The 21674-nt window shown below is 45.2% G+C and carries 19 protein-coding genes; 11 read left to right on the top strand and 8 right to left on the bottom strand.

All coding sequences use genetic code 11. The features are described 5' to 3' along the window. Positions 1 to 162: 162 nt before the first annotated feature. The gene (locus NG798_RS10290; protein ID WP_261222424.1) at positions 163 to 888 is read left to right on the top strand and encodes an SDR family oxidoreductase; all 726 of its coding nucleotides are present in this window, start codon (positions 163 to 165) and stop codon (positions 886 to 888) included. 111 nt (positions 889 to 999) lie between these two features. Then, positions 1000 to 1731, top strand: coding sequence for a GTP cyclohydrolase I FolE (gene folE, locus NG798_RS10295; RefSeq protein ID WP_261222425.1), 732 nt, complete (start codon positions 1000 to 1002; stop codon positions 1729 to 1731). Between the two features lie 25 nt (positions 1732 to 1756). On the opposite strand, the gene NG798_RS10300 is transcribed toward folE, so the two are convergent. After that, positions 1757 to 2401 carry a phosphoribosylanthranilate isomerase gene (locus NG798_RS10300; RefSeq protein WP_261222622.1) on the bottom strand — a complete coding sequence of 215 codons (645 nt, stop codon included), beginning with the start codon at positions 2399 to 2401 and terminating at the stop codon, positions 1757 to 1759. A gap of 154 nt (positions 2402 to 2555) precedes the next feature. Here NG798_RS10300 and psaK point away from each other — a divergent pair, with 154 nt between their 5' ends. The 3 genes from psaK (at position 2556) to NG798_RS10315 (ending at position 4907) form a co-directional block, all read left to right on the top strand. Further along, complete coding sequence (gene psaK / locus NG798_RS10305) at positions 2556 to 2822, top strand: photosystem I reaction center subunit PsaK (protein WP_261222426.1); 267 nt, start codon at positions 2556 to 2558, stop codon at positions 2820 to 2822. Between the two features lie 335 nt (positions 2823 to 3157). Then, entirely contained in the window at positions 3158 to 4390 is a 1233-nt protein-coding gene (locus NG798_RS10310) for a site-2 protease family protein (RefSeq protein WP_261222427.1), read from the top strand. Between the two features lie 103 nt (positions 4391 to 4493). Further along, a complete protein-coding gene (locus tag NG798_RS10315; protein WP_261222428.1) occupies positions 4494 to 4907 on the top strand; it encodes a DUF2127 domain-containing protein in 414 nt (137 codons plus the stop codon). Here NG798_RS10315 and NG798_RS10320 read toward each other — a convergent pair. The 4 genes from NG798_RS10320 to glnA all read right to left on the bottom strand — a co-directional run bounded on the left by NG798_RS10320 (position 4882) and on the right by glnA (position 9585). Next, entirely contained in the window at positions 4882 to 5691 is an 810-nt protein-coding gene (locus NG798_RS10320) for a biotin/lipoate A/B protein ligase family protein (RefSeq protein ID WP_261222623.1), read from the bottom strand. The two genes, NG798_RS10315 and NG798_RS10320, sit on opposite strands and share 26 nt — an antisense overlap. A 6-nt stretch (positions 5692 to 5697) precedes the next feature. Beyond that, complete coding sequence (locus NG798_RS10325) at positions 5698 to 6195, bottom strand: YbjN domain-containing protein (protein WP_261222429.1); 498 nt, start codon at positions 6193 to 6195, stop codon at positions 5698 to 5700. 271 nt (positions 6196 to 6466) lie between these two features. Then, positions 6467 to 7528, bottom strand: coding sequence for a class I SAM-dependent methyltransferase (locus tag NG798_RS10330; RefSeq protein ID WP_261222430.1), 1062 nt, complete (start codon positions 7526 to 7528; stop codon positions 6467 to 6469). A 635-nt stretch (positions 7529 to 8163) separates the two neighbouring features. After that, positions 8164 to 9585, bottom strand: a complete 1422-nt coding sequence (gene glnA / locus NG798_RS10335) for a type I glutamate--ammonia ligase (protein WP_261222431.1) — start codon at positions 9583 to 9585, stop codon at positions 8164 to 8166. A gap of 484 nt (positions 9586 to 10069) precedes the next feature. On the opposite strand from glnA, the gene apcB reads away from it, so the two are divergent. Further along, on the top strand, positions 10070 to 10579 hold the full coding sequence (apcB, locus tag NG798_RS10340) for an allophycocyanin subunit beta (RefSeq protein ID WP_261222432.1): 510 nt from the start codon (positions 10070 to 10072) through the stop codon (positions 10577 to 10579). A 190-nt stretch (positions 10580 to 10769) separates the two neighbouring features. Here the strand turns inward: apcB and dusB are convergent, their stop codons facing one another. Beyond that, a complete protein-coding gene (dusB, locus tag NG798_RS10345) occupies positions 10770 to 11810 on the bottom strand; it encodes a tRNA dihydrouridine synthase DusB (RefSeq protein WP_261222433.1) in 1041 nt (346 codons plus the stop codon). 118 nt (positions 11811 to 11928) lie between these two features. Between dusB and NG798_RS10350 the strand changes: the two genes are divergently transcribed. Continuing rightward, on the top strand, positions 11929 to 12297 hold the full coding sequence (locus tag NG798_RS10350) for a hypothetical protein (RefSeq protein WP_261222434.1): 369 nt from the start codon (positions 11929 to 11931) through the stop codon (positions 12295 to 12297). Between the two features lie 242 nt (positions 12298 to 12539). Here the strand turns inward: NG798_RS10350 and NG798_RS10355 are convergent, their stop codons facing one another. Continuing rightward, complete coding sequence (locus NG798_RS10355; protein WP_261222435.1) at positions 12540 to 12719, bottom strand: hypothetical protein; 180 nt, start codon at positions 12717 to 12719, stop codon at positions 12540 to 12542. Between the two features lie 406 nt (positions 12720 to 13125). Between NG798_RS10355 and NG798_RS10360 the strand changes: the two genes are divergently transcribed. From NG798_RS10360 to NG798_RS10375, 4 genes are all read left to right on the top strand, one after another. Further along, on the top strand, positions 13126 to 13467 hold the full coding sequence (locus NG798_RS10360; RefSeq protein ID WP_261222436.1) for an STAS domain-containing protein: 342 nt from the start codon (positions 13126 to 13128) through the stop codon (positions 13465 to 13467). Between the two features lie 243 nt (positions 13468 to 13710). Further along, positions 13711 to 16332: a TIGR03960 family B12-binding radical SAM protein gene (locus tag NG798_RS10365; protein WP_261222437.1), complete on the top strand. Its 2622-nt coding sequence runs from the start codon at positions 13711 to 13713 to the stop codon at positions 16330 to 16332. 1376 nt (positions 16333 to 17708) lie between these two features. Continuing rightward, positions 17709 to 20150 carry an Rne/Rng family ribonuclease gene (locus NG798_RS10370; RefSeq protein ID WP_261222438.1) on the top strand — a complete coding sequence of 814 codons (2442 nt, stop codon included), beginning with the start codon at positions 17709 to 17711 and terminating at the stop codon, positions 20148 to 20150. Positions 20151 to 20350: 200 nt separating this feature from the next. Beyond that, positions 20351 to 20968: a ribonuclease HII gene (locus tag NG798_RS10375; protein WP_261222439.1), complete on the top strand. Its 618-nt coding sequence runs from the start codon at positions 20351 to 20353 to the stop codon at positions 20966 to 20968. A 50-nt stretch (positions 20969 to 21018) separates the two neighbouring features. Here the strand turns inward: NG798_RS10375 and NG798_RS10380 are convergent, their stop codons facing one another. Further along, positions 21019 to 21606, bottom strand: a complete 588-nt coding sequence (locus NG798_RS10380; protein WP_261222440.1) for a DUF1997 domain-containing protein — start codon at positions 21604 to 21606, stop codon at positions 21019 to 21021. Positions 21607 to 21674 lie beyond the last annotated feature (68 nt).

Below are 21674 nucleotides of genomic sequence, written 5' to 3' on the forward strand. Positions count from 1 at the left end.
AAAAAAACCGTCTACCGAGTAGTTGACAAAACAAAAACTTTCTGTGATGTCATCAATCCTGAGTGGTATAATTTGCTAAGTTACGAATTGTAATACTTTTTCATAAAAGCCAAGTTCCAGTCTTAGACTGGCTGGGTTTTGGCCCCTCACACATTCTATTTGATGAATTTTCCCAATCAACGACGCGCCCTAATCACCGGCGCAAGCAGTGGGATAGGACAAGCAACAGCCCTAGCCTTTGCCAAAGCTGGAATTAATCTTGCCCTGGTGAGTCGTTCACCTGAAAAATTAGAGCAAGTCGCCCAAGCGGCCCAGCAAGCCGGAGTAAAAGCAGCGGTTTATCCCCTAGACTTAGCCAAGCTTGAGTCAGTGCGAGATGGCATTTCTGCGATTGTCGCTCAAGAAGGATTTATCGATATTTTGGTCAACAATGCCGGCATCGGCTACACCGGCACCACACTAGAAACTCCCCTTTCTGACTGGCAGCAAGTGATGGATCTCAACCTCACCAGTGTCTTTCAGTGCATCCAAGGAGTTTTGCCTGCCATGCGGCAAATGCAATCAGGGACAATCATTAACATCGCCTCGATTGCAGCTTACCAACATTTTCCGGGGTGGTGTGCCTACAACGTCAGCAAAGCCGCCTTGGTTGCCCTCTCAAAAACCCTGGCATCTGAGGAACGTGGTAATGGCATTCGCGTAACCGTTGTTTCTCCGGGTGCTGTCAACACCCCGATCTGGGATACCCCAACCATGCAAGCAGACTTTGACCGCTCTAAAATGCTGACCCCCGATATGGTGGCGCAGTCAATTTTATACACGGCTATGTTGCCACAAGCCGCGACGGTTGAAGAACTTACCCTCATGCCGAGTGGCGGCGCTTTATAGATGATCGATAGTCAGTAGCGCGTCTTGAAACGCTCTTAACTGACTCCTAAATCATTTATCAGAGATTGCCCGCTTTGTCAAGATCAAGCCCAACTATAACTAAGATTGCACATGACTATTGCATCCTCCAACGGTTCGACCCTTCCCAATCTCCTGAACGCTAACAACAACGCCGAAGAAATGGCCGAGGCAGTCGCCAACCTGCCAACCCGTCCAGACCGCAATACCGCCAAGGGGGGCCAGAAACCCAACCTCCACCCCCCCACCGACGAAGACATCGCTAATATTGCCGATAATGTCCGAGCAATGTTGGTAGGGTTAGGCGAAGACCCCGACCGCGAAGGACTGCTGAAAACCCCCAAGCGCGTTGCTGAGGCCATGCGTTTTCTAACCAGCGGTTATTCCCAGTCTCTCGAAAAACTCGTCAACGGTGCCATTTTTGATGAAGGTCATAACGAAATGGTACTGGTGCGCGATATTACTTTTTTCAGCCTTTGCGAACACCATATGCTGCCGTTTATGGGACGGGCCCACATTGCTTATATTCCTAATCAAAAAGTGGTTGGGTTGAGCAAATTAGCCCGTATTGCCGAAATGTATTCGCGCCGGTTGCAGGTACAAGAACGCCTCACTCGTCAAATAGCCGAAGCCGTGCAAACCATTTTAGAACCCAAAGGCGTGGCTGTGGTGATGGAAGCAACCCATATGTGTATGGTGATGCGCGGTGTCCAAAAACCCGGATCTTGGACTGTCACCAGTGCGATGTTGGGTGTGTTTCAAGAGGATCAAAAAACCCGCGAAGAATACCTCAATTTGATCCGCCATCAACCGGCATTCTTTTAAGTTTGGCTTTTGAGGCGGTAATTGCTCAAAAACTTACCGCTGACTTTTTCAATTTTTCAAACAACTTGGCGACTTTTGTTAAGTCTTTATCCCCCGGCGCCGTCTCTACCCCGCTAGAGAGGTCTATACCGCTGGGGTTTATTTGCTTGAGGGCGACTTCGACGTTATCGGGAGTTAAACCACCGGCCAAAAACCAAGGCTTTGAGGGTGAAAATTCTTTGAGGTTTTGCCAGTCTAGGGTTTTGCCGGTGCCTCCTAGCATTTGTGGGTCATAGGCATCCAACAGCAGGCTATCGACATCATTAAAGTAATGATCTGCCTGCTTTAGGGCTTCTGCTGAACTTACTCGCAAGGCTTTGATGATTTCAACATTGGGTAATAATTCTCGCAGAGAGCGGCAAAATTCCGGGCTTTCGTCTCCGTGTAATTGAATCCCGGTGAGGTTTGTTTGCTGAGAAACTTGACAAATTTCTTCAATTGTGGTATTAGCAAAAACTCCGATCCGGTCAATGGTCAGCAGCGATGGTTGAGATGAGATTTCTTTAATTTGTTGGGGGGAAATGTAGCGCTTGGAAGCAGGTACGCAAATAAAACCTAAAGCCGTTGCGCCCATCTGGACAATAGCACAGCCCTGCTCTGGTTTGGTAATGCCGCAAATTTTTATCCTCAGCAACGCGATTAAGTCCTCGTTAAGTTTGTAGATTTGTATCGAAAAAAGAAACTATTGTTAACTATTGAAACAAAAGATGTCTATTGAGTAAAGGTTTATTGTACAAAGAACATCAAAGTTTTTTTGCTTGTTTATCAAGGCAGGAGTTAACAACGTGATTTACCAATTCTTACTGGCTGCTCTTCCTTCTACCGTGTCTTGGTCGCCTAGCGTGGGTTTGGTGATGGTTCTTTGCAATTTGTTTGCCATTGCTATCGGACGTCCTGCTATTCAAAAACGGGGCGCAGGGCCAAAATTACCGCTGTCTGTACCCGGACTGTTCAGCGGCTTTGGCTGGCCAGAATTGCTGGCTACCATGAGCTTCGGTCACTTGCTGGGGGCTGGGGTGATTTTGGGATTGGGTAATGCCGGCGTCCTTTAAGGAAATTTCCATCTGCTGATCAGGTAATAGGGGATTGGGAGAAATCTGTCTTCCCCTCCCCAATATCAAAAATAATACTTTAATTTTTGTTAACAAGCTGGGCCGGTTAAAAATACAAAAATATTTCTGAAGATAGAAATTTATTTTAAGTTTTATTACAACATTTAGGTTTACTGACAAGAACTCGTCTAGCTTCAACCAACGCAAACAAAAGAAAAGGCTGAGGTTACATCTACCGATAGATGAGTAGGGGCCGATGGGAATCTGGGAAAGTTATTAGAATAAGGATAAAGCGATTGTTTAGATAAACATTTACGATAAATAAGGGTAATGTCATGCAGTCAGGTTGGCGAATTGGCTATTTATGCGGAATTCCTCTTTATATAGATACCTCTTGGTTGATCATTTTGGCCCTGTTAACGTTGGCGAATCATGCTAATTGGGAGAATGTTCACCCAGAGTGGTCATCGGCTGTTACTTGGTGCGCTGGTTTTTTGATGGCGTTGTTACTTTTTGCCTCGGTATTAATTCACGAATTGGGGCATAGTTTAGTTGCTCAATCGCAGGGAATTAAAGTAAATTCAATTAGGCTATTTTTATTTGGCGGAATTGCTTCAATTGAGCGCGAATCGAAAACAGCAAAAGAAGCTTTTGAGGTGGCAATTGCTGGGCCGGCGGTGAGTTTTATTATTTTTGCTTTATTGGCATTAGCTGTGCAGTTTTTGCCCGAATCAAATCCTGTTACCGTTGTGGCGGTGGATCTGGCTCGAATTAACTTAGTTTTAGCGTTATTTAATTTAATACCGGGTTTGCCTTTAGATGGCGGCCAAATTGTTAAAGCGGCGGTATGGCAAATCACCGGCAATCGTTTTGTAGGAGTTCACTGGGCTGCCAAAGCTGGTAAACTGTTGGGCTTTACGGCTATGACGTTGGGCATTTCGGCGCTGTTGTTGGCAGGAAGAAATGGAATTGCCGGTTTATGGATTGCGTTATTAGGTTGGTTTAGTGTAGGAAATGCAACACTTTATGAACGGCAAACAGATTTACAAGAAACCTTATTAAAACTAACTGCCGGGGATACTATCAACTGTGATTTTCGAGTAGTTGATGCCAATTTAACTTTACGAGAATTTACAGACAAATATTTGCTTTTTGAGCCTCAGAACTTAAATCAGATTTTTTATGCCGCCTCAGAAGGTCGATATCGCGGCATGGTAAACATGGAACAAATTCATTTTAGGGAGCGCAGTTTATGGGAAACTCACACTTTGCTAAGTATTGTTTCCCCCTTAACAGAAATTATCTCGGTTAACGAAAAAACGCCTCTGGTGGAAGTGATTAATCAATTAGAAACGCATCAATTAAAACAAATTACGGTTTTATCACCGGCCGGTGCGGTTGCTGGGGTGATTGATCGGGGGGATATTGTACGCACGGTGGGAAAAAAGCTTAATTTGGCAATTTCTGATGCGGAAATTAAGCAGATTAAACAAGAGGGTCGGTATCCTCAATCTTTGCAGCTTACAGCGATGGCAAAAGCAGCGGCAGAAGTGTTAGAAACTCAGTAGATAATTGACAAGGGATGCTGCAATCAAAACTGGTCAAATTTACAAAGCAGGATGGAAAACAATGTAATTTTGACCAAAAAATTACTTTAGCGTAATATTTGGTTTGGAAAATAAACGACCGGCTGGTTTAGTCGCTATTGTAATTTATAAGGCTTTTGTAGCTTTTTTGCTGGGAATTACAGCGATTATTTTACTTTTATCTTTCCAAAATTTAGAGAATTTGCTGGCTTTTTCCGAATCCTACGTTATCGGAGGCAAACTAGCCATTATTGAGTGGCTGATTGATAAACTAACCAGTCTCCCACCAAAAACCCTAGCATTTAGTGGCGCAGTGGCGGCAGTTTATTCTATCGTAACAGCCATTGAGGCAATTGGATTATGGTATGAAAAAACCTGGGCCAGACTTCTAGTGTTAGGATTGGTGGGAGTTAGTATTTCCCCGGAAATTTTCGAGTTAATTCAAGGCTTAACCTTTCTTAAATTGGTGGTTTTTATGGCAAATATTGCTGCTTTTTAATACTTGCTGCGTTATTTTCTTCAGCATGGTCATAGCCAGAAAGGTTAACGCTATATTTGGAAGAGGTTTCTAAAATAACTTGCCATTCTTCATCGCTTAAATTTTCGACGACAAACTCGCCGCCAAAACACTCCGCCGCCGCTTGAATTAAAGCATCCATCACATCTTTGGTATCAAAATTTATATCTAAATTTGCCTTTTCTGCTTCTCCAAAAACTTGAGCAAATAACTCGACATCAGGTTTTAAACGTATAGAACCGTGTTGCAAAATTGCCCCATCTCGCCGTAATTGGGCGCTACCAATTAATTTACTGCCATCCGCTAAAACCAAATCTGCACTCGTCGCCGTTCCGAAACAATTGGGATTATGAATATATCCCCGCCCCGCCATACCATAACTTAATTCAATCCCCAATTTTCGCCAACCTTCTATTAAAAACCGGCAAATAAATTCATAACTTTCTAAGCGCTTTACCCCTAAATTTGATGTTATTACTGCATAGGTTAAATCGCCTTGATGCAAAACTGCTCGTCCGCCTGTAGGCCGGCGTACTAACTGCAATTTGCCGCCTTGCCATGTCAAATTTTCCCAAAAATTCGGCCATTTGTGTTGATGATAACCGAGAGAAATTGCCGGTGGCGACCAAGAATAAAAGCGTAACACCGGACCGCATAAACCCAGGCGATATTGTTCTAGTAACCAGGCATCTATTGCCATCTGAATTTTTCCCGACTCTTCCAAAAAAGGAATTAAACGCCACCGCCGGCATTCCCTACTAGGCATCATTTTTTACCCATTATTCATTCCATATTCTGCCTGCCAGGCATCATCATTCTCATCGGCAATTGTGGCGACAATGGTGATGATCCGCGAAATTTCCTGGGGCGACAGATCGGCAATTGTTCGGCTTGATACCACTATTATATTGTCTTCTAAAATGCCAAATCTTGCTTCAAAAGTTGCCGACCAATTCATTTCTAAAATCTTGCGAAATAAATCCTGTTCATTTTTGGCCGGCAAGGGTAATACAACAGACCAAACGGTTAATGTATCTTCGTCATCAAAGCCGGTGAGTTGCACAAATACTTCCACTGATCCATACTGAAACTTCCAGAAATATGCTTCCTCGCTGTGGCCTACCATCACTTTTTGGTCAAGGGCCATGCTACCAATCACGGTTTCAATCTCTAAGACCAGATTAACTGAAACGGCATCTTCAATTAACTCATTTGTGATCATATCTTCTGTAGAAGGTATTTCGGTAGAAACTGTTGGCGAGTTTGTCATGTTTATTCCTCTGTTTTAGGTGGGTATAGTCTCACAGTAGCATTTGTTGCCGGTTTTGTGTTTTTCAGCTTTTACAAATCTTAAAATGCTTCAGGGTTCATTGTTCTCAACTTTTGGCAAAAGTTGCAATTTTTTTATTTTTAACCGCAGATGTATAGCGGCAGGGATGCCGGCCCCACTGATGTATAGCAGCGGCAATGCCTACTCCACCGATCAATTTATAACTTTTGCTGGGGGTGTTTTGTTGGAACAATGAACCCTGATTTATTTGTTATAAAGGTTTATGGGCGATGAGATATTTGCTCATAAAATGAACCTGGGTGCTAATGTTTTGGAAGCCGGCTTTTTCCAATCGCTCGATTAAATCATCAGTGATGTAGTGCCGGTAATAAGGTTCATGGAACATTTCAGGAAAGTTTTCCATGAGCGGTTTAAATTCTGGGGCATCAACAACTTGAATTGAATCGCAGATTACAAATGTACCTCCGGGTTGCGTTACTCGGAAGCATTCGTTAATTACTTGTTGGCGTGCAGATGCCGGCAATTCATGGAATAGGAAAACGCTGGTTACTGCATGAAAATAGTTATCTCGATAGGGCAAAGATTCGGCGTTAGCTTGTAAAAGTTGCGGTAATTCTCCGGGTATTTGTGATAACAATTGATTGGCTTTGCGTAAATAAGCCGGAGAAAGATCAACTCCAAATAAGGAAGAGTGGGGCAATGTTCCGCGAATAAATCTCAGTGTGCGTCCTGTTCCGCAAGCTACATCTAAAACCCGAATTTGGCGGGGAGAAACTTCAGGAAAAGCCTTTTCTATTCCTTCTTTTAAAGGGGCAAGAATGCGCCGGCGCATGGCATCCGCCCCACCATTAAAGAGGAGTTCCACCTGCAAATCATAGAGGTTTGCTGAGGAATCACTCAAATAACCATCGGTTTGATGGTGGAAGTTTTGGGTGTAGTAGCTGGGATATTCTTCGGTGACAATTCCTGGCGAAAAGTGTTGATATTTTTTATCGATTATTCGATTCCAAATACTCGTCATATCTAGCCAAACTTGCGGGTAAAATTTTAGGAAATCTTCCCAAGGATTATCAAACAATATCGCGGCGGGATAAATTCCTCGTTCCGCATCTTGCCAGTCAACTTCTAAAATGTTGTTCAGGCGTTGCTGAATACTGAGTAAAACTTGCGTTGGCACACGATTGAGTTGGGGTTGAGCAGCCGGTGCAATGGTTTTCATTAACTGCGAACCCAGGTTTTTATGGGCAAGCGCAAAGACGCTTTTGCCTTGCTGAAATGTTTGGTAAGCCAGTTTTGTCAGAGTGTCAGACATGAGGTGCTGTTGCTTGAGCAGATCAATAATTACTAATTGTAAATAATTGTAACGAAAATTTATTCAACCAAAAGAGGGAATGCCCGTACCTCACCATCATTACCAGCAAAAACTAACCAGGCGGACGTGACTGCTTTCTGCTAAAAGTAGAGCTTGTTTTGCTGTTTATCGCAGTTTGGCCTTTCAGTTTTAACGTTAATTAAATTTTTGCCACTGAGTTAAGTAAGTCAACTTAATTAAACTAAGGATGTATTGTAGGTTGGGTAGAGGAACGAAACCCAACAGAGGCTTTGATGGGTTTTGCTTACGCTCTACCCATCCTACAAATAATTAAGTGCTTCTACTTACTGGCTGGTTTCTCGATGTTCTCTTGCCGGTGGATTAAGCCTATCCAAATTCTTCTTACAGTCCGCCGGCTGACTTTAAAACCAAGCTGCCAAAAATATTTTACCTCTAAATAATGTTGGAGGAATTTAGCAAACCCTTCAAATCCGGCATATTATCAGATTCGATTTCCACAGCGTCTTTTTCTGGCTTTCGCCTTAGAGTTATTTTTTCCACCAAAAGAAAAATTTATCAAAAAAAAACCACCCCGGCGGGTGGCAAGCAGAGTCATCGCACGCACTTAACAAGATTTAGCAATCGTAGTAGAGAGAAAACTCGTAGGGGTGCGGACGCAACCGCATCGGGTTAACTTCGTTATCAAGTTTGTACTCGATCCAATTTTTGAGGAAATCTTCCGTAAACACACCACCGGCAGTCAAAAACTCATGGTCTTTTTCCAAAGCCGCCAAAGCAGCATCCAGAGAGCCAGGGGTAGAAGGAACCTTCGCCAACTCTTCAGGCGAGAGATCATAAATATCCACATCCAGTGGTTCGCCCGGATCAATTTCATTTTTGATGCCATCAATACCGGCACAAAGCATCGCCGCAAACGCCAAATACGGGTTACAAGTCGCATCAGGACAACGGAACTCTAAACGCTTCGCTTTCGGGTTATTGCCAGAAAGCGGAATCCGAATAGAAGCCGAGCGATTACCTTGAGAATAAGCCAAGTTCACCGGCGCCTCAAACCCTGGCACCAACCGCTTATAAGAGTTCGTAGTGGGGTTCGTCAGAGCCAACAAAGCCGGTGCGTGTTTAATCAAACCACCGATATAGTTCAACGCCATTTTGCTCAGACCGGCATAGCCATCGCCAGCAAACAACGGTTGACCATCTTTCCAGATCGACTGGTGAGTGTGCATCCCAGAACCGTTATCGTTAAACAACGGTTTCGGCATAAACGTCACCGTTTTGCCATATTTCTTAGCCACGTTTTTGATGACATATTTGTAAGTCATCAAATAATCAGCAGCTTTGAGCAGCGTATCGAAGCGGAAACCCAACTCATGCTGACCGCCGGTTGCAACTTCGTGGTGATGTTTTTCAATGGGAATACCACAAGCAGCCATAGTCAGCAGCATTTCAGTACGGATATCTTGGGCTGTATCCGTTGGTGCGACTGGGAAATAACCTTGTTTGTAGCCTGGTTTGTAACCCAAGTTTCCGCCGGCTTCTTCCCGGCCAGAATTCCAGCGACCTTCAATACTATCAAGGTAATAAAAGCCTTGATTTTCCTTTTGGTCAAAGCGAACATCGTCAAACAAGAAAAACTCAGCTTCCGGGCCAACAAATACCGTATCGCCAAGGCCGGTAGAAATCAGATAATCTACTGCTTTTTGAGCAATCGTTCGGGGGTCGCGGCTATACCATTCGCCAGTACGCGGTTCTTTGATACTGCAAATCATGCTTAGAGTTTTCTCTGACATGAACGGGTCAATCCATGCAGTCGTCGGATCGGGTACCATTGCCATGTCCGACTCATTGATGGCTTTCCAACCACGAATACTCGAACCGTCAAATGCTACACCCTCAGTGAACGCACTCTCGTCAATAAAATCGTGATAAAACGAACAGTGCTGCCAAATACCCGGCATATCGATAAATTTAAGGTCAATGATTTTAATGTCTTGCTCTTTTATGTATTGCAAGACTTCTTGGGCCGTCTGAAACATGAATAACTCCTTAAATGGTTGTAGCTGCCTCTATTTGGGAATCTGGACAATGGTAGGGATTAAGGCCACCATTTTTTTGTATCCCTTGATACACTTTTCCTAGAGGGGAAAGAGAATCCTGAAAGGATTTAACCACAATCAGGCTTTCAGCTTCCATTGAAAAAAATTAAAAACTCACCTTTGTGGGGTTGCCAAACTGTAAGCTTTGCTTTTTTCGCTAAAACTGAACCGACGCTCAATTTTACCTGACAATTGACCCCAGAAAGACCCTCTAAACCCAATATGTAGGGTGGCATCGGTTTATGGTAGTCTGCAAGTGGCTCTTTATATGACACCAAGCGTAAAAAGCGCCTCAAAAATCTAAGGGCGGGTGGCACTCCCCGATAGTGCTGGTGTGGGTGCTGGTGCGCTGATATCGCCTACGGCCCGGCGAAGCCGAACAGCCGTTGTAAACATTTGTTGAGATTGTTGGGAGAAAAAATTAATGCGGGACGCCGTAACAAACCTAATTAAGAACTATGACCTCGCAGGCCGTTATCTTGACCGTAACGCCCTCGATTCGCTAAAGTCCTATTTTGACACCGGCACGGCACGAGTTCAGGCCGCAGGCGTGATCAACGGCAATGCAGCCGCCCTCGTCAAAGGGGCCGGTTCCCAGTTGTTCGCACAATTGCCGGAACTGATCCGTCCAGGTGGAAATGCCTATACTACTCGCCGTTATGCCGCTTGTTTGCGGGATATGGACTACTACCTCCGCTATGCCAGTTATGCTCTGGTGGCCGGTAGCACCGACGTCCTCGATGAAAGAGTATTGCAAGGTCTTCGGGAAACCTACAACTCGCTGAGTGTACCCATTGGCCCCACCGTGATCGGCATCTCCATTCTCAAAGACTTGGTAAAAGAAAAAGTCGCCGAGGCCGGTATCACTCCGGGTGCTTGGTTAGATCAACCGTTCGATCACCTGATCCGCGAATTGAGCGAACGCGATATCTAATAACTTTTTTTGAGTCTGTGAGCGGTTAGGAGTTAATGGTTAGTGGTATTTGATGATCACTCTCTAGTAACTACTAACCCCCTCACGACCCATAAAGCCGGTTTAAAAAATTTTCTTTACATCCTTTTCTACAGATTTTTGTCTTTAATGGTCGCTCTTTTTTCATTAAAAAAGCTTCCAATTCAAAGCTTTAAGTTCCTATACCGGCCAATTCTCGCTCCCCAGCCCGTAACTCTTCTATCACTTTGTCAATTAAATTACTCCCTTCCTCGACAGTATCAACTCGCGCCAATTTATCGCGCAATTCTCCGGCATTAGGAAAGCCTTTCGCATACCAAGTCATGTGTTTACGAGCTTGTCTGATTCCGCTTTGGCCTTTATATTCCCACAAAGCAATCAAATGTTCTTTTGCACATTCCAAACGTTCAATAACAGTCGGTGGTTGTTTTTCTGTGCCGGTTTTTAAGAAATAATCAATTTCGCCAACTAAGAACGGATATCCCATCGTCCCCCGCGAACACATCACACCATCGGCGCCGGTGTATTCTAAACAGCGCACTGCTGATTCAACTGAGAAAATATCACCGTTTGCAATAACGGGTATAGAAAGCACTTCTTTAACTTTTTTGATCCATTCCCATTTAGCCGGCCCATTGTAACCTTGAGCTCTTGTGCGTCCATGAACGGTTATCATTTGAGCACCGGCAGTTTCCATTCGTTGAGCAAATTCAAGGATATTAATTTCTTTTTCTGTCCAGCCAATTCTTGTTTTTACAGTCACCGGCACTTTCACCGCTTCCACTACCGCTCGCACAATCGCTTCAGCGGTTTCTGGATCGCGTAACAAAGAAGAACCGCCGCCATTTTTAGTAATTTTATTAACAGGACAGCCCATATTGATATCTACCGTGTCTGCGCCTTCTTCTACCGCCATTTGGGCTGCTTCCGCCAAAAAATCTGGCCGGCAGTCAAACAGTTGGATACTAATGGGCCGTTCGTTGGGGTCAACTTCCATTAGTTTCGGCAGTTGTCGCACATAGTGTAAGCCGGTGGCATTCACCATTTCTGTGTACATCATCGACTCTGGGGCATAACGCCGCACAAGCCGGCGAAACACCAGATCCGTTACTCCAGAAAGCGGCGATTGTAAGACGCGGCTTTTTACCTCAAAATTCCCGATTTTGAGAGGTGTTGAAAGTCTTTGTTGTAAGTCGGCAGAAATAACAGGCATTTGGTGAATTTGCAGCGCAGGTCTGATTCTTTTATTGTATTATTGTATCGCGGCTCTTTCTCTCTTACAATAAAGCCAAAGCAAAGAATAAGCGTTGCTTTTTTTGGAGTGAGTATCAATGCAGAGTGCTAGTAAATTTCAAGCTAAACAAATTGTTTGCCTAGAACATCAAAACACCTACCTCTACGCTGAGGTCATTGATATCATAGAAACCCGTCAAATGTGCTGGGGCCGGCCCCTGTTGTTGGCCAGCGGCGAACTGCCCATATTATATGACTTGCGGGAAGGTGCAGATATACTCTTGCCCCTCACTTTATTTCGCCCAGCTTTGGATACAGAATTAATACCCTTACTTGTTCAGATAACCACAGTAGAAGATAGGCCGGTGGACTCAGCCAAAATTGCTCACCGACAATTGCGAGCTTTTATTCAACAAGTCTGGCAAGATCACCCCAATAATTTTAGCTCTTCGTCTGGTGTCAGCTAAATTTTCTCTAAATTTGAGATTTTTTTGGCAACCCTGTAGAAAAATTTTGTTATTTGCGGCACAATAATATCAATCTCAAGATAGATGACTGCATGGTTAATTTCCAAACCTCTGCACGAGTTCTACTGAGCGCCTATTTACGCTCAAGTAATATTGCGCTTGTTGATGCACCCGTTCCATCAACAGCTATAATCGCAAAAAGCATAACCACAGACACCGTGAAAAGTAAGACAGCAGTCAAATTAGGTACTAGGCACTAACTGAATACGGCCAGCATCCATCTCAGCCATTAGTAACTCAAGAGCCTCATAATCCACATCAGAGATATACCCCAAACGAGTTAACTCGTAATTGATTTCATTTTCAATATCCGGGGTGAGGCGTTTGAAATACAGAGCTTTTTCAACAAGGTGGCGAATCATCGTAGCACTCCTTGGTAGTAAGTCAGCAAAACTCCGGTCAGCTACTATTGTCCGTTGAAACCAGTCTCAAGAATGTGATTTAAGCCTCACTTCAGTGATGATCTAAATCACTTTACTTTCTTCATGGTCGGGCCACTTCGCCTGTTTGGCGGCGAAATTGAGAAAATGCACAGATTGGCACCAAAAATATTAAGACTGGAAGAAGTTTTTGGTAGCTTTATATACTTTTATTCAGAATAACTTAATCATAACTTTAAAAAACCCCCGACCAGTTATAAAGATTCAGTAAAATGGCCTTAAGATTAAGTAAAATCACCCATACGGAATAGGTGTACACAGGAGTGTAGGCTTTATCGTTGATAGCAAATAGGGTAACTTTTCTTAATAACCCACCAAGGAACACAATATGATGTCCAATCTGATTAGCCCATTAAAAATAGCAGAGTCTAAGCCCCAAGGGCATATTAATGCCAGCAACGCTGACCAGTTAAAAGAGCAACTCACCACCTTAGTAAACTCAGATATCAAAGGTGTTTTAGTCGATCTTCATCAAGTCGAATCTCTCGATAGTGCCGGTTTAATGGCCTTAGTCGCCGCCTTAAGCTTGGCCCAACGTCAAGAGAAAAGATTTAGTCTTTGCTGCGTTTCTCCAGCCATAAAAATCATATTTGAACTGACTCAGCTTGACCGAGTTTTCGAGATATTTGAAAACCGCAGCGAATTTGAACGCGCTTGTTCGCAAGATTAAAGCGCACTGACCGGCTCACCTGTCACGACAACCACCCGAAGCACCCACCCTCCCCTAGTTTTGTTTTAAAAGATCATAAATTCAATTGTGAAACACCCACACAGCGGTAATTTCACAACTGAACCTGTAGCAAAATTTTCGATAAATCCTCCGCCAACTTGCCAAGGCACCCCCGACGCTCCACTATAGTAAATAAAAGACAAAAAACGTTTTCCATCACTGGACGACAAGTGGAGTAGTGCAGTGGCAGTTGCAGTAGAAGAATTAATCACACCAGAAATCATGCAACCGGCCCGTTACCTCGGTAACGAGTTGGGAGCATTCCATAAACCCTGGGAAAACGCCGTCGTGAGGTGGGTTTTAACCTACCCAGAAGTGTACGAAGTAGGTGCATCAAACCTCGGTCACATTATCCTCTACAACATCCTTAACACCCAACCGCGACAACTTTGTGACCGCGCCTACTTACCGGCGCCCGATCTAGGTGCCAAACTTCGCGCCACCCAAACCCCGCTTTTTGCCGTTGAACAACGCCGGCCTGTCCTAGATTACGATATTCTCGGCTTCAGCCTCAGCTACGAACTCGGCGCCACCAATATTTTAGAAATGCTCAATTTGGCCGCTATTCCGCTAACGTGGCAAGAAAGAAATCAAGAACCCCAAAAATGGCCGTTAATCTTTGCCGGTGGACAAACAGCCACCTCTAACCCAGAACCCTACGCCGACTATTTCGACTTCATCGCCTTGGGAGACGGAGAAGAACTCCTACCCGAAATTGGCCTAGTCCTAGAAGAAAATAAAATTAAAGGAGCATCGCGCCAAGAAACCTTACTTGACCTTGCTCAAATACCAGGCGTGTACGTTCCGCAATTTTATGACATGGCTGAGGATGGTTCCGTTCATCCCAACCGCACGGATGTCCCCAAAGAAATATTGCGGCGTGTCGCCACTCCCATACCGGCCTACTCCATTGGCCTTGTTCCCTACACGCAAACCGTTCACGACCGTTTGATCGTAGAAATTCGGCGCGGTTGTACTAGAGGATGCCGGTTTTGTCAACCAGGAATGCTAACTCGACCGGCCCGCGATGTTCACCCAGACCAAGTGATCAACACCATCGAAAAAGGAATGCGGGCCACCGGCCATAACGAATTTTCCCTGCTTTCCCTTAGCTGTTCAGATTATCTTTCCCTGCCATCCGTAGGCATGGAGATCCGCAACCGTCTCAAAGATCAAAACATCTCCCTGTCTCTTCCTTCTCAGCGAGTAGATCGCTTTGACGAAAACATCGCCAACATTATCGGCGGAAACCGGCAAGGTAGTTTAACCTTTGCCCCAGAGGCCGGTACCCAGAGAATGCGCGATATTATCAACAAAGGTTTGACCAACGAAGAACTTTTACGGGGAGTCAAAACAGCTTTTGAGCAAGGCTGGGACAAAATCAAACTTTACTTTATGATCGGCTTGCCAGGGGAAATTGATGCCGATGTTTTGGGAATTGCCGAAACAGTCCGCTGGTTACAGCAAGAATGCCGTACTCAAGGCCGAAAACTACTGAATTTTACCCTGACGATTTCTAATTTCACCCCAAAACCTCACACTCCGTTTCAGTGGCATTCAGTTTCAAATGCCGAGTTTAAACGCAAACAAGCGATGCTGAGAGCGGAATTTCGCACCATCAAAGGCGTTAAGGCCAATTTTACCGACGTGCGAATCTCTGCAATGGAAGATTTCATCGGACGCGGTGATCGTCGTTTGGGGCCGGTGTTGCGCCGTGCTTGGGAGTTGGGGGCGGGAATGGATTCGTGGTTTGATAGTGCAGAAAGAGCTTATCAAGCTTGGGGAGAAGCCATTGCCGAGGCCGGTTTGACTTGGAAATACCAGCAAGTTGAAACCGGAGAATGGAATATCATGCAGGAAGGGGCAGAAGAAGGCCCCAACTTGGATAAACCTTTGCCTTGGGACCATATCAACACCGGCATTGAGAAGGAATGGCTAAAAGCTGACCTCCAAAGGGCTTTGGAAGCGGCAACAGTTCCAGATTGTTCGTTTGAAGGTTGTTCCCATTGTGGCGTTTGTTCGCCAGATTTTGGCCATAATATCGTCATCGAACCGGCCCCCATTCCACAATTTGCGGGTGAGTTTCAGCCCCAAATCGAGCGAACCCAACGCTTAAGGGTATGGTTTGGCAAACAAGGCGATATGGCGCTAGTGAGTCATTTAGACTTGCTGCGCTTGTTTGACCGGGCCTTGCGGCGGGCCAGTCTGCCGGTGGCTTTTACGGGAGGGTTTCATCCTCAACCTCGCATTTCCATAGCCAGTGCCCTTTCGTTAGGTGCCACGAGTAGCGGCGAAATAGTGGATTTTGAGTTGACCGAAGCAATGGATGTGGCTGATTTTAGTGAAAAGTTGGCTCTACAGTTGCCGGTGGATGTTCCTATTTTGAGAGTGGAGGAGATAGATTTAAAGGCGGCTTCAGCAACTCAGTTATTAGAGCGATGCGAGTATTTTTTGGTACTGGCAACTGCAAATACAGAGCTTCAGCCGCAATGGCAAAAGTGGATTGAGTTAGTGAAGGCTACAGATACGATTTTGTGGGAGCAATTAACCAAGTCTGGAAAGAAAAAGGTTTTGAATTTGCGAACTTCACTTTTTGAGTTAGAGATAGCGGCATCTTCTCCTGAGCCGGTGCAGAAGAAAGTTTTGGCCGGTGAGGGACGCTGTGCGCTGCGGTACATTGGCAGTAGTCGCAATGACGGCACTTTATTGCGCCCTGAACATTTGGTTTATATGCTTCAACAAGTCAGCGATCAGGAGGTTGATTTGTTGCACGTTCATCGTTCAGCTTTGATTTTGGGAGGCTAAAAAGTTTTTTTGGTGCTCAGGAAGCGCAAAAATATATCCAAGGCTGTCAAAGGTTGTTTTTTAACTAAGTCTCTGACCGTAAAAGTAGGGGTGGGTATCTAGTCGATGCTTAAAGCCAAGTTGTTGAAGAACCGCTCGGACTTCGGAGTTCGGCGAAGCTGGCCCCTAGAAATTGGCTCTCAACCACACGAGCGCTAATATGTCAAAATAAGAAATCATGCAGCTTTTAAGGTTTGACCTGAAGGTGTTCGCGTGTTGGAGGCAAAATGGATTTGTGTAGGCCGGTGTTAAGAGGGAAGTTTAGCGATAGCGGAGCTTAATCTATCGCCAAAAAACGGTAGAATTATCTCAGCACAGACTCAAACGTAATGAGACTCTGGAAAGAGCTATTAAAAATAGGCTCTTCGTTTTCGGGGTGAGCGGGGTTGTCAGACTGCGACCGCAGTGATACCCTCTCAACAATCAAGTAAAAATCTGTGACCTTAGCAAAACGCTTTGGAATCACAGGTCAAAGGTAAAAAGTCTCAACAAAAACAAGAGTTATTTATCAAGTGAAAAACAGCTTGAATGTTGAGGCTTTACCCAGAGAGGCTGGCTAGCTCGCAAGATAGATTTAACTTAACCGTCTAAAAGATTGTTGGTTTCTAAGAGCATAGCAGGCACAATTCGCCTTATCGACTCTGAAGTAACAGGAGTTGTCCCGATAAGGAAATTCACTTCCTGGGGCGGTGCCAAGCCGATAACGAAGCGTGGTAGCAGCCCTTGCTATTCGTCTCAGGCTGGGCGCTTGGTGTAGAAAGTACGGGCGTTTGGTCTGGGTGTGGTTTCAGGCAACAGATAGAAAACCCCGCAGTCGGTGAAGAAACAAAGCCGTTTCTGATAGCCGTCTGCAAGTTTTAAGCATCTGATTGTTTTTGGAAAGCGTGCTTGGGAAGTAGAAGCTGTGCTGGCTTTTAGTGAAGGCCCGCACCACGTCAATTTAGCTTAATCCTGAAAGGCTTTCAAACTTTTAGTAAAAGGCGATGGTTAGCTTTCAATTAGATGAAGCCGCAGTAATAGCCCTAGAAACGAGCTTGTTAATTCTTGCAACGGATGCCGCTGGAGCCAGAAGATCACGGTAACGATTTGTTTCTTGAACGCTCAAGATCGCAGCCATTTTAGGCTTTTTTGAACGTTAAACTCTTATGGATGTAAAATGCGTTTCCCACAAAGACGCTACGCGAACAAAACATCTGATTTTAGCGCGTAGCTATTTGTTAAAAAAAGCGGGCTATTGACCTGACTGGGGGTTGCAAAACTATTCCCGGCGGGACGCTACGCAAACATAATCAATCGGCAATAGGTGAAACACCAAAAGTTTTGAGGAAAATTGTTGAATGCCCAAGCAAATTATTATCGCAGAGCAGCACAGAATTGCTGCTGTCTTTTCAGAAGATCAAATTCAAGAACTGGTGGTTGCCACCGGCCAACATCAAGTAGGTGATATTTATCTTGGAGTAGTGGAAAATGTACTTCCTGGGATAGATGCAGCCTTCGTCAATATTGGCGATGCAGAACGAAATGGTTTTATTCATGTTACAGATTTGGGGCCCCTGCGTCTGAAGCGCTCAGCCGGTGCAATTACAGAATTATTAGTGCCCCAGCAAAAAGTTTTAGTACAGGTAATGAAAGAGCCCACCGGCACTAAAGGGCCAAGGCTGACCGGCAATATCACCCTCCCCGGACGTTATCTCGTATTAATGCCCTATGGGCGAGGCGTGAATTTGTCACGGCGCATCCGCAATGAAAATGAGCGAAACAGGTTAAGAGCCTTAGCCATTTTAGTCAAGCCGGCCGGTATGGGTCTTTTGGTTCGCACCGAAGCCGAAGGCATGGGAGAAGAAGCAATTATCGAAGATTTAGAGATTCTCCAACGTCAGTGGGAAACGATCCAGCAAGAAGCAGTTTCAACGCGAGCACCAAGCCTACTCAACCGCGATGATGATTTTATCCAGCGCGTCTTGCGAGATATGTACAGTTCAGATGTAAATCGAATTGTCGTAGACTCGCAATCAGCCATTAAACGAGTCAAGCAACAAATTTTAACTTGGAGTGGAGGCAAACCACCCCAAGGCGTACTCATTGATCACCACCGCGAGAGAACACCGGTTTTAGAATATTTTCGGGTGAATGCGGCAATCCGCGAAGCGCTCAAACCCAGAGTAGATTTGCCTTCGGGGGGTTATATCATCATTGAACCCACCGAAGCTTTAACGGTTATAGATGTAAACTCTGGCTCGTTTACTCGCTCGGCAACAGCAAGGGAAACAGTGCTGTGGACAAACTGCGAAGCATCAACAGAAATCGCCCGTCAGTTGCGGTTACGCAATATTGCAGGGGTGATTATTGTTGACTTTATTGATATGGACTCGCGGCGCGACCAACTGCAAGTGCTGGAACATTTCAATAAAGCCCTCAAGGCGGATAAAGCGCGGCCTCAAATTGCTCAGCTTTCTGAGTTGGGTTTGGTGGAGTTGACTCGCAAGCGCCAAGGTCAAAATATTTATGAATTGTTTGGCCGTACTTGTTCTTCTTGTGGCGGGTTTGGTCATTTGGTGCATTTGCCTGGTGAACCGGAGCAGTCGCCTGGGGAGCCGGTGGAACGTTTATCGGCGATGGCAATGCGAGAAGCGCGGGCGCGTAGTAGTGCTGAGAATGTCGGCACTCCAACACCAGAGGCCAATCTTTGGCAGGTTCCTGGGGAACGCTCCTCCAACTTAAAGATTTCACGTTCGCCCGAAGCAACCAGCGAAACTCTTGATTTTGGGGAAGCGCCTTCGTTACCGGTGTCTCGCTTAGGATTGAACAACTTGCCTGGACGCGAGGTGTCGTCTCCAGAACGTTCGCCTTCCGAGCCGGCTGAGTTAGAGCCTCTAAGCGATTTTCAAGAAACCGGCTCTGCTTATAACGCTAATTATCCAGACCGAGGTGGTGGAGATATCCGCCGCCGCCGCCGCCGCCGCATTGGCGATCCGGCTACACCAGAGGCGGGATGGCGGGAAAATAATATCGATGAGGTTGCACCTGCCGCTTCTTCTCGACCGGTTTTGCCAGCGAAACCGGCTACGAAAATTGAGGAACCAGCCCCGGAGCCAGAGGTTCCAGAGGATTTTTCGTTTTCGATGCCGCCGCGAGAGAATACGACGCTCTCGGAACGAGAACGCAATTCTTTGCCCCTACCGCGTCCCCGCTCTTCTATGAGCGAATCACCCCGTAATTTCGAGGAACGAGCCAATATCCAAGGCCCACCCTCTGCAAGAGGCCGGTTTTATGGCCGGGAGGCTATTTCTTCGCCGCCTGAGCCGCCAGAAGTTATTGCTGTGGAGATGACACCGGAGGAGCAGGAAATTTATGGCATGATGGGTGTTTCGCCTTTGCTGTTGGCAGAGGGTGAGGTAAAAAACCCGAAAACGGCTATCGTGTCTGTGCTTTCGCCTGGTCAGTCGCCGGATACGGTGCCGCCTCCACCGCCGGCGCGGGAGAGTCTGCCGGTGCGTCGCGGTTCTGTGAAACCTACGCTTTCTTCTTCGCGTTTTTCTCGCATGGATGACGAGTCTATGGAGTTGATGGAGGAGGAGTCGAATTTACCCTCACGACATGATTTTTCGAGTTATGATGAGCCGGTTTCTGAATCTTTTAATGAGGCTCCACCGGAAAGTTCGATGTCTTCTGAGTCTTCTGAAAGCGATCCGGAAAATGAGGCTGATTCTGGTACCGCTTTGAATCGTCGCCGTCGTCGTCGTTCCAGTGCAACGGATTCTGATCAGGGGCGCGGTTAACAAAATTGTTACTAAAAACCCGGTTTTTTAAGCAACTGGGTTTTTTTAACTTGTCTTTGGTTAAATGGCATCTACCGCTTCTAGTTTTCTCTGGAAAAAGTTTAGGGGCAATTAAGTTTTTCTAGCTTCAGCGGAGTTGGAAAATTACAATCTTGGTTGCCCCAAGATCACTTTCAAGCATTAACGAAATAGTATAATAAATGCTCAATTCTCAACCTTTACAGCTTTCTTTTTGGGAGACACCGGCCCCTTCTCAAGCGGTTTTTGTGGCGGGGGTGGATGAGGTTGGTCGTGGTTGTTTGTTTGGGCCGGTGGTGGCTGCGGCGGTGATTTTGCCCTCTGATGTTTCTGAGCAGTTAATATCGGCTGGGGTGAAAGATAGTAAGCAGTTAAATAGTCGTCAAAGAAGTTACTTAGCTTTACTGATTAAGGATGTGGCAATTGATTGTAAAATTGGCATGGCTTCGGTTAAAGAAATTGACCGATTGAATATTCTCCAAGCTTCTTTATTAGCGATGAAACGCGCTATTTTAAAATTAAAAGTTCAGCCAGAATTATGTTTGATAGATGGTAATCAGCGTGTGCCTTTTTTGCCGTTTCCCCAAGAAACAATGGTAAAAGGTGATAGCAAATCTGTATCTATTGCTGCGGCTAGTATTATCGCTAAGGTTTGGCGTGATGATTTAATTGTTAGATTGGCTGCAAAATATCCCCATTATGACTTGATAAACAATAAGGGATATGGTACAGCAAAACATCGTTTAGCCTTACAAAAATACGGTGCTTCAGGGCAACACCGGCAGTCTTTTCATTGGTAATTGTGCCTAAACAATTAAAACCAGGCAATCACCAATAACTAATTTCAAATTTAAACAATTTGTTCTCCATTGGAAATAACCGAGACTCCTTCTTGTAGTTGTGGAGTTCTTTCTTCGGTTGCCCAGCGACGATAATCTGATAACAATTGGTGCATTAAGCGGTGTTTTACTGTCAGCAAAACGCTATTAAGTAAAGCGTGGCCGGTGGTTTCTAAAATTGGCTTGGGAGTTAACCAAAACGGGGGCGGTAATTCTACTTTGACTTCTAAATCTGCTCTACCTTTGAGGTAAGTTACGCCATTAACTTTGCACGGATAAAGTTTTCCTATTAAATTAAGCGCAAACCGCTGATTAATATATTCAACGCCGCGAATTTCACAGCGCACTGATCTTAAATGAATTGTCCCCTCTGCATCAGCCCACACTTTCATGTCTACAATGGGTTGAATACTCAACATCATAAAGCTGAGAGGGCGCATTTTTAAGCGGAAAAGGTCTGGAGTAAGTTGTTCCATCCGCGTCTCGTCAACCAAAGCATAGACGAGACGTTTAGGCTGACGCAAATAGTGTTGGATGGGTGCGGGTTGTTCCGCAACAGCTAATTCGACGGATTGAGAGGCGATAAACCGAGTTTCCATGAAAGTATGGCAAAGGATGACGTTATATAAAGTTATTTTACGTTTTTTTGCAAAAAGTAGCAAAAGGC

This window comes from Ancylothrix sp. D3o (genome assembly GCF_025370775.1).
Taxonomy (GTDB): domain Bacteria; phylum Cyanobacteriota; class Cyanobacteriia; order Cyanobacteriales; family Oscillatoriaceae; genus Ancylothrix.

Coding starts and splice junctions, on each gene's coding strand:
- NG798_RS10290 (WP_261222424.1), top strand. CDS start 163: ATGAATTTTCCCAATCAACGACGCGCCCTAATCACCGGCGCAAGCAGT.
- folE (WP_261222425.1), top strand. CDS start 1,000: ATGACTATTGCATCCTCCAACGGTTCGACCCTTCCCAATCTCCTGAAC.
- NG798_RS10310 (WP_261222427.1), top strand. CDS start 3,158: ATGCAGTCAGGTTGGCGAATTGGCTATTTATGCGGAATTCCTCTTTAT.
- NG798_RS10320 (WP_261222623.1), bottom strand. CDS start 5,691: ATGCCTAGTAGGGAATGCCGGCGGTGGCGTTTAATTCCTTTTTTGGAA.
- NG798_RS10325 (WP_261222429.1), bottom strand. CDS start 6,195: ATGACAAACTCGCCAACAGTTTCTACCGAAATACCTTCTACAGAAGAT.
- NG798_RS10330 (WP_261222430.1), bottom strand. CDS start 7,528: ATGTCTGACACTCTGACAAAACTGGCTTACCAAACATTTCAGCAAGGC.
- glnA (WP_261222431.1), bottom strand. CDS start 9,585: ATGTTTCAGACGGCCCAAGAAGTCTTGCAATACATAAAAGAGCAAGAC.
- apcB (WP_261222432.1), top strand. CDS start 10,070: ATGCGGGACGCCGTAACAAACCTAATTAAGAACTATGACCTCGCAGGC.
- dusB (WP_261222433.1), bottom strand. CDS start 11,810: ATGCCTGTTATTTCTGCCGACTTACAACAAAGACTTTCAACACCTCTC.
- NG798_RS10350 (WP_261222434.1), top strand. CDS start 11,929: ATGCAGAGTGCTAGTAAATTTCAAGCTAAACAAATTGTTTGCCTAGAA.
- NG798_RS10355 (WP_261222435.1), bottom strand. CDS start 12,719: ATGATTCGCCACCTTGTTGAAAAAGCTCTGTATTTCAAACGCCTCACC.
- NG798_RS10360 (WP_261222436.1), top strand. CDS start 13,126: ATGATGTCCAATCTGATTAGCCCATTAAAAATAGCAGAGTCTAAGCCC.
- NG798_RS10370 (WP_261222438.1), top strand. CDS start 17,709: ATGCCCAAGCAAATTATTATCGCAGAGCAGCACAGAATTGCTGCTGTC.
- NG798_RS10375 (WP_261222439.1), top strand. CDS start 20,351: ATGCTCAATTCTCAACCTTTACAGCTTTCTTTTTGGGAGACACCGGCC.
- NG798_RS10380 (WP_261222440.1), bottom strand. CDS start 21,606: ATGGAAACTCGGTTTATCGCCTCTCAATCCGTCGAATTAGCTGTTGCG.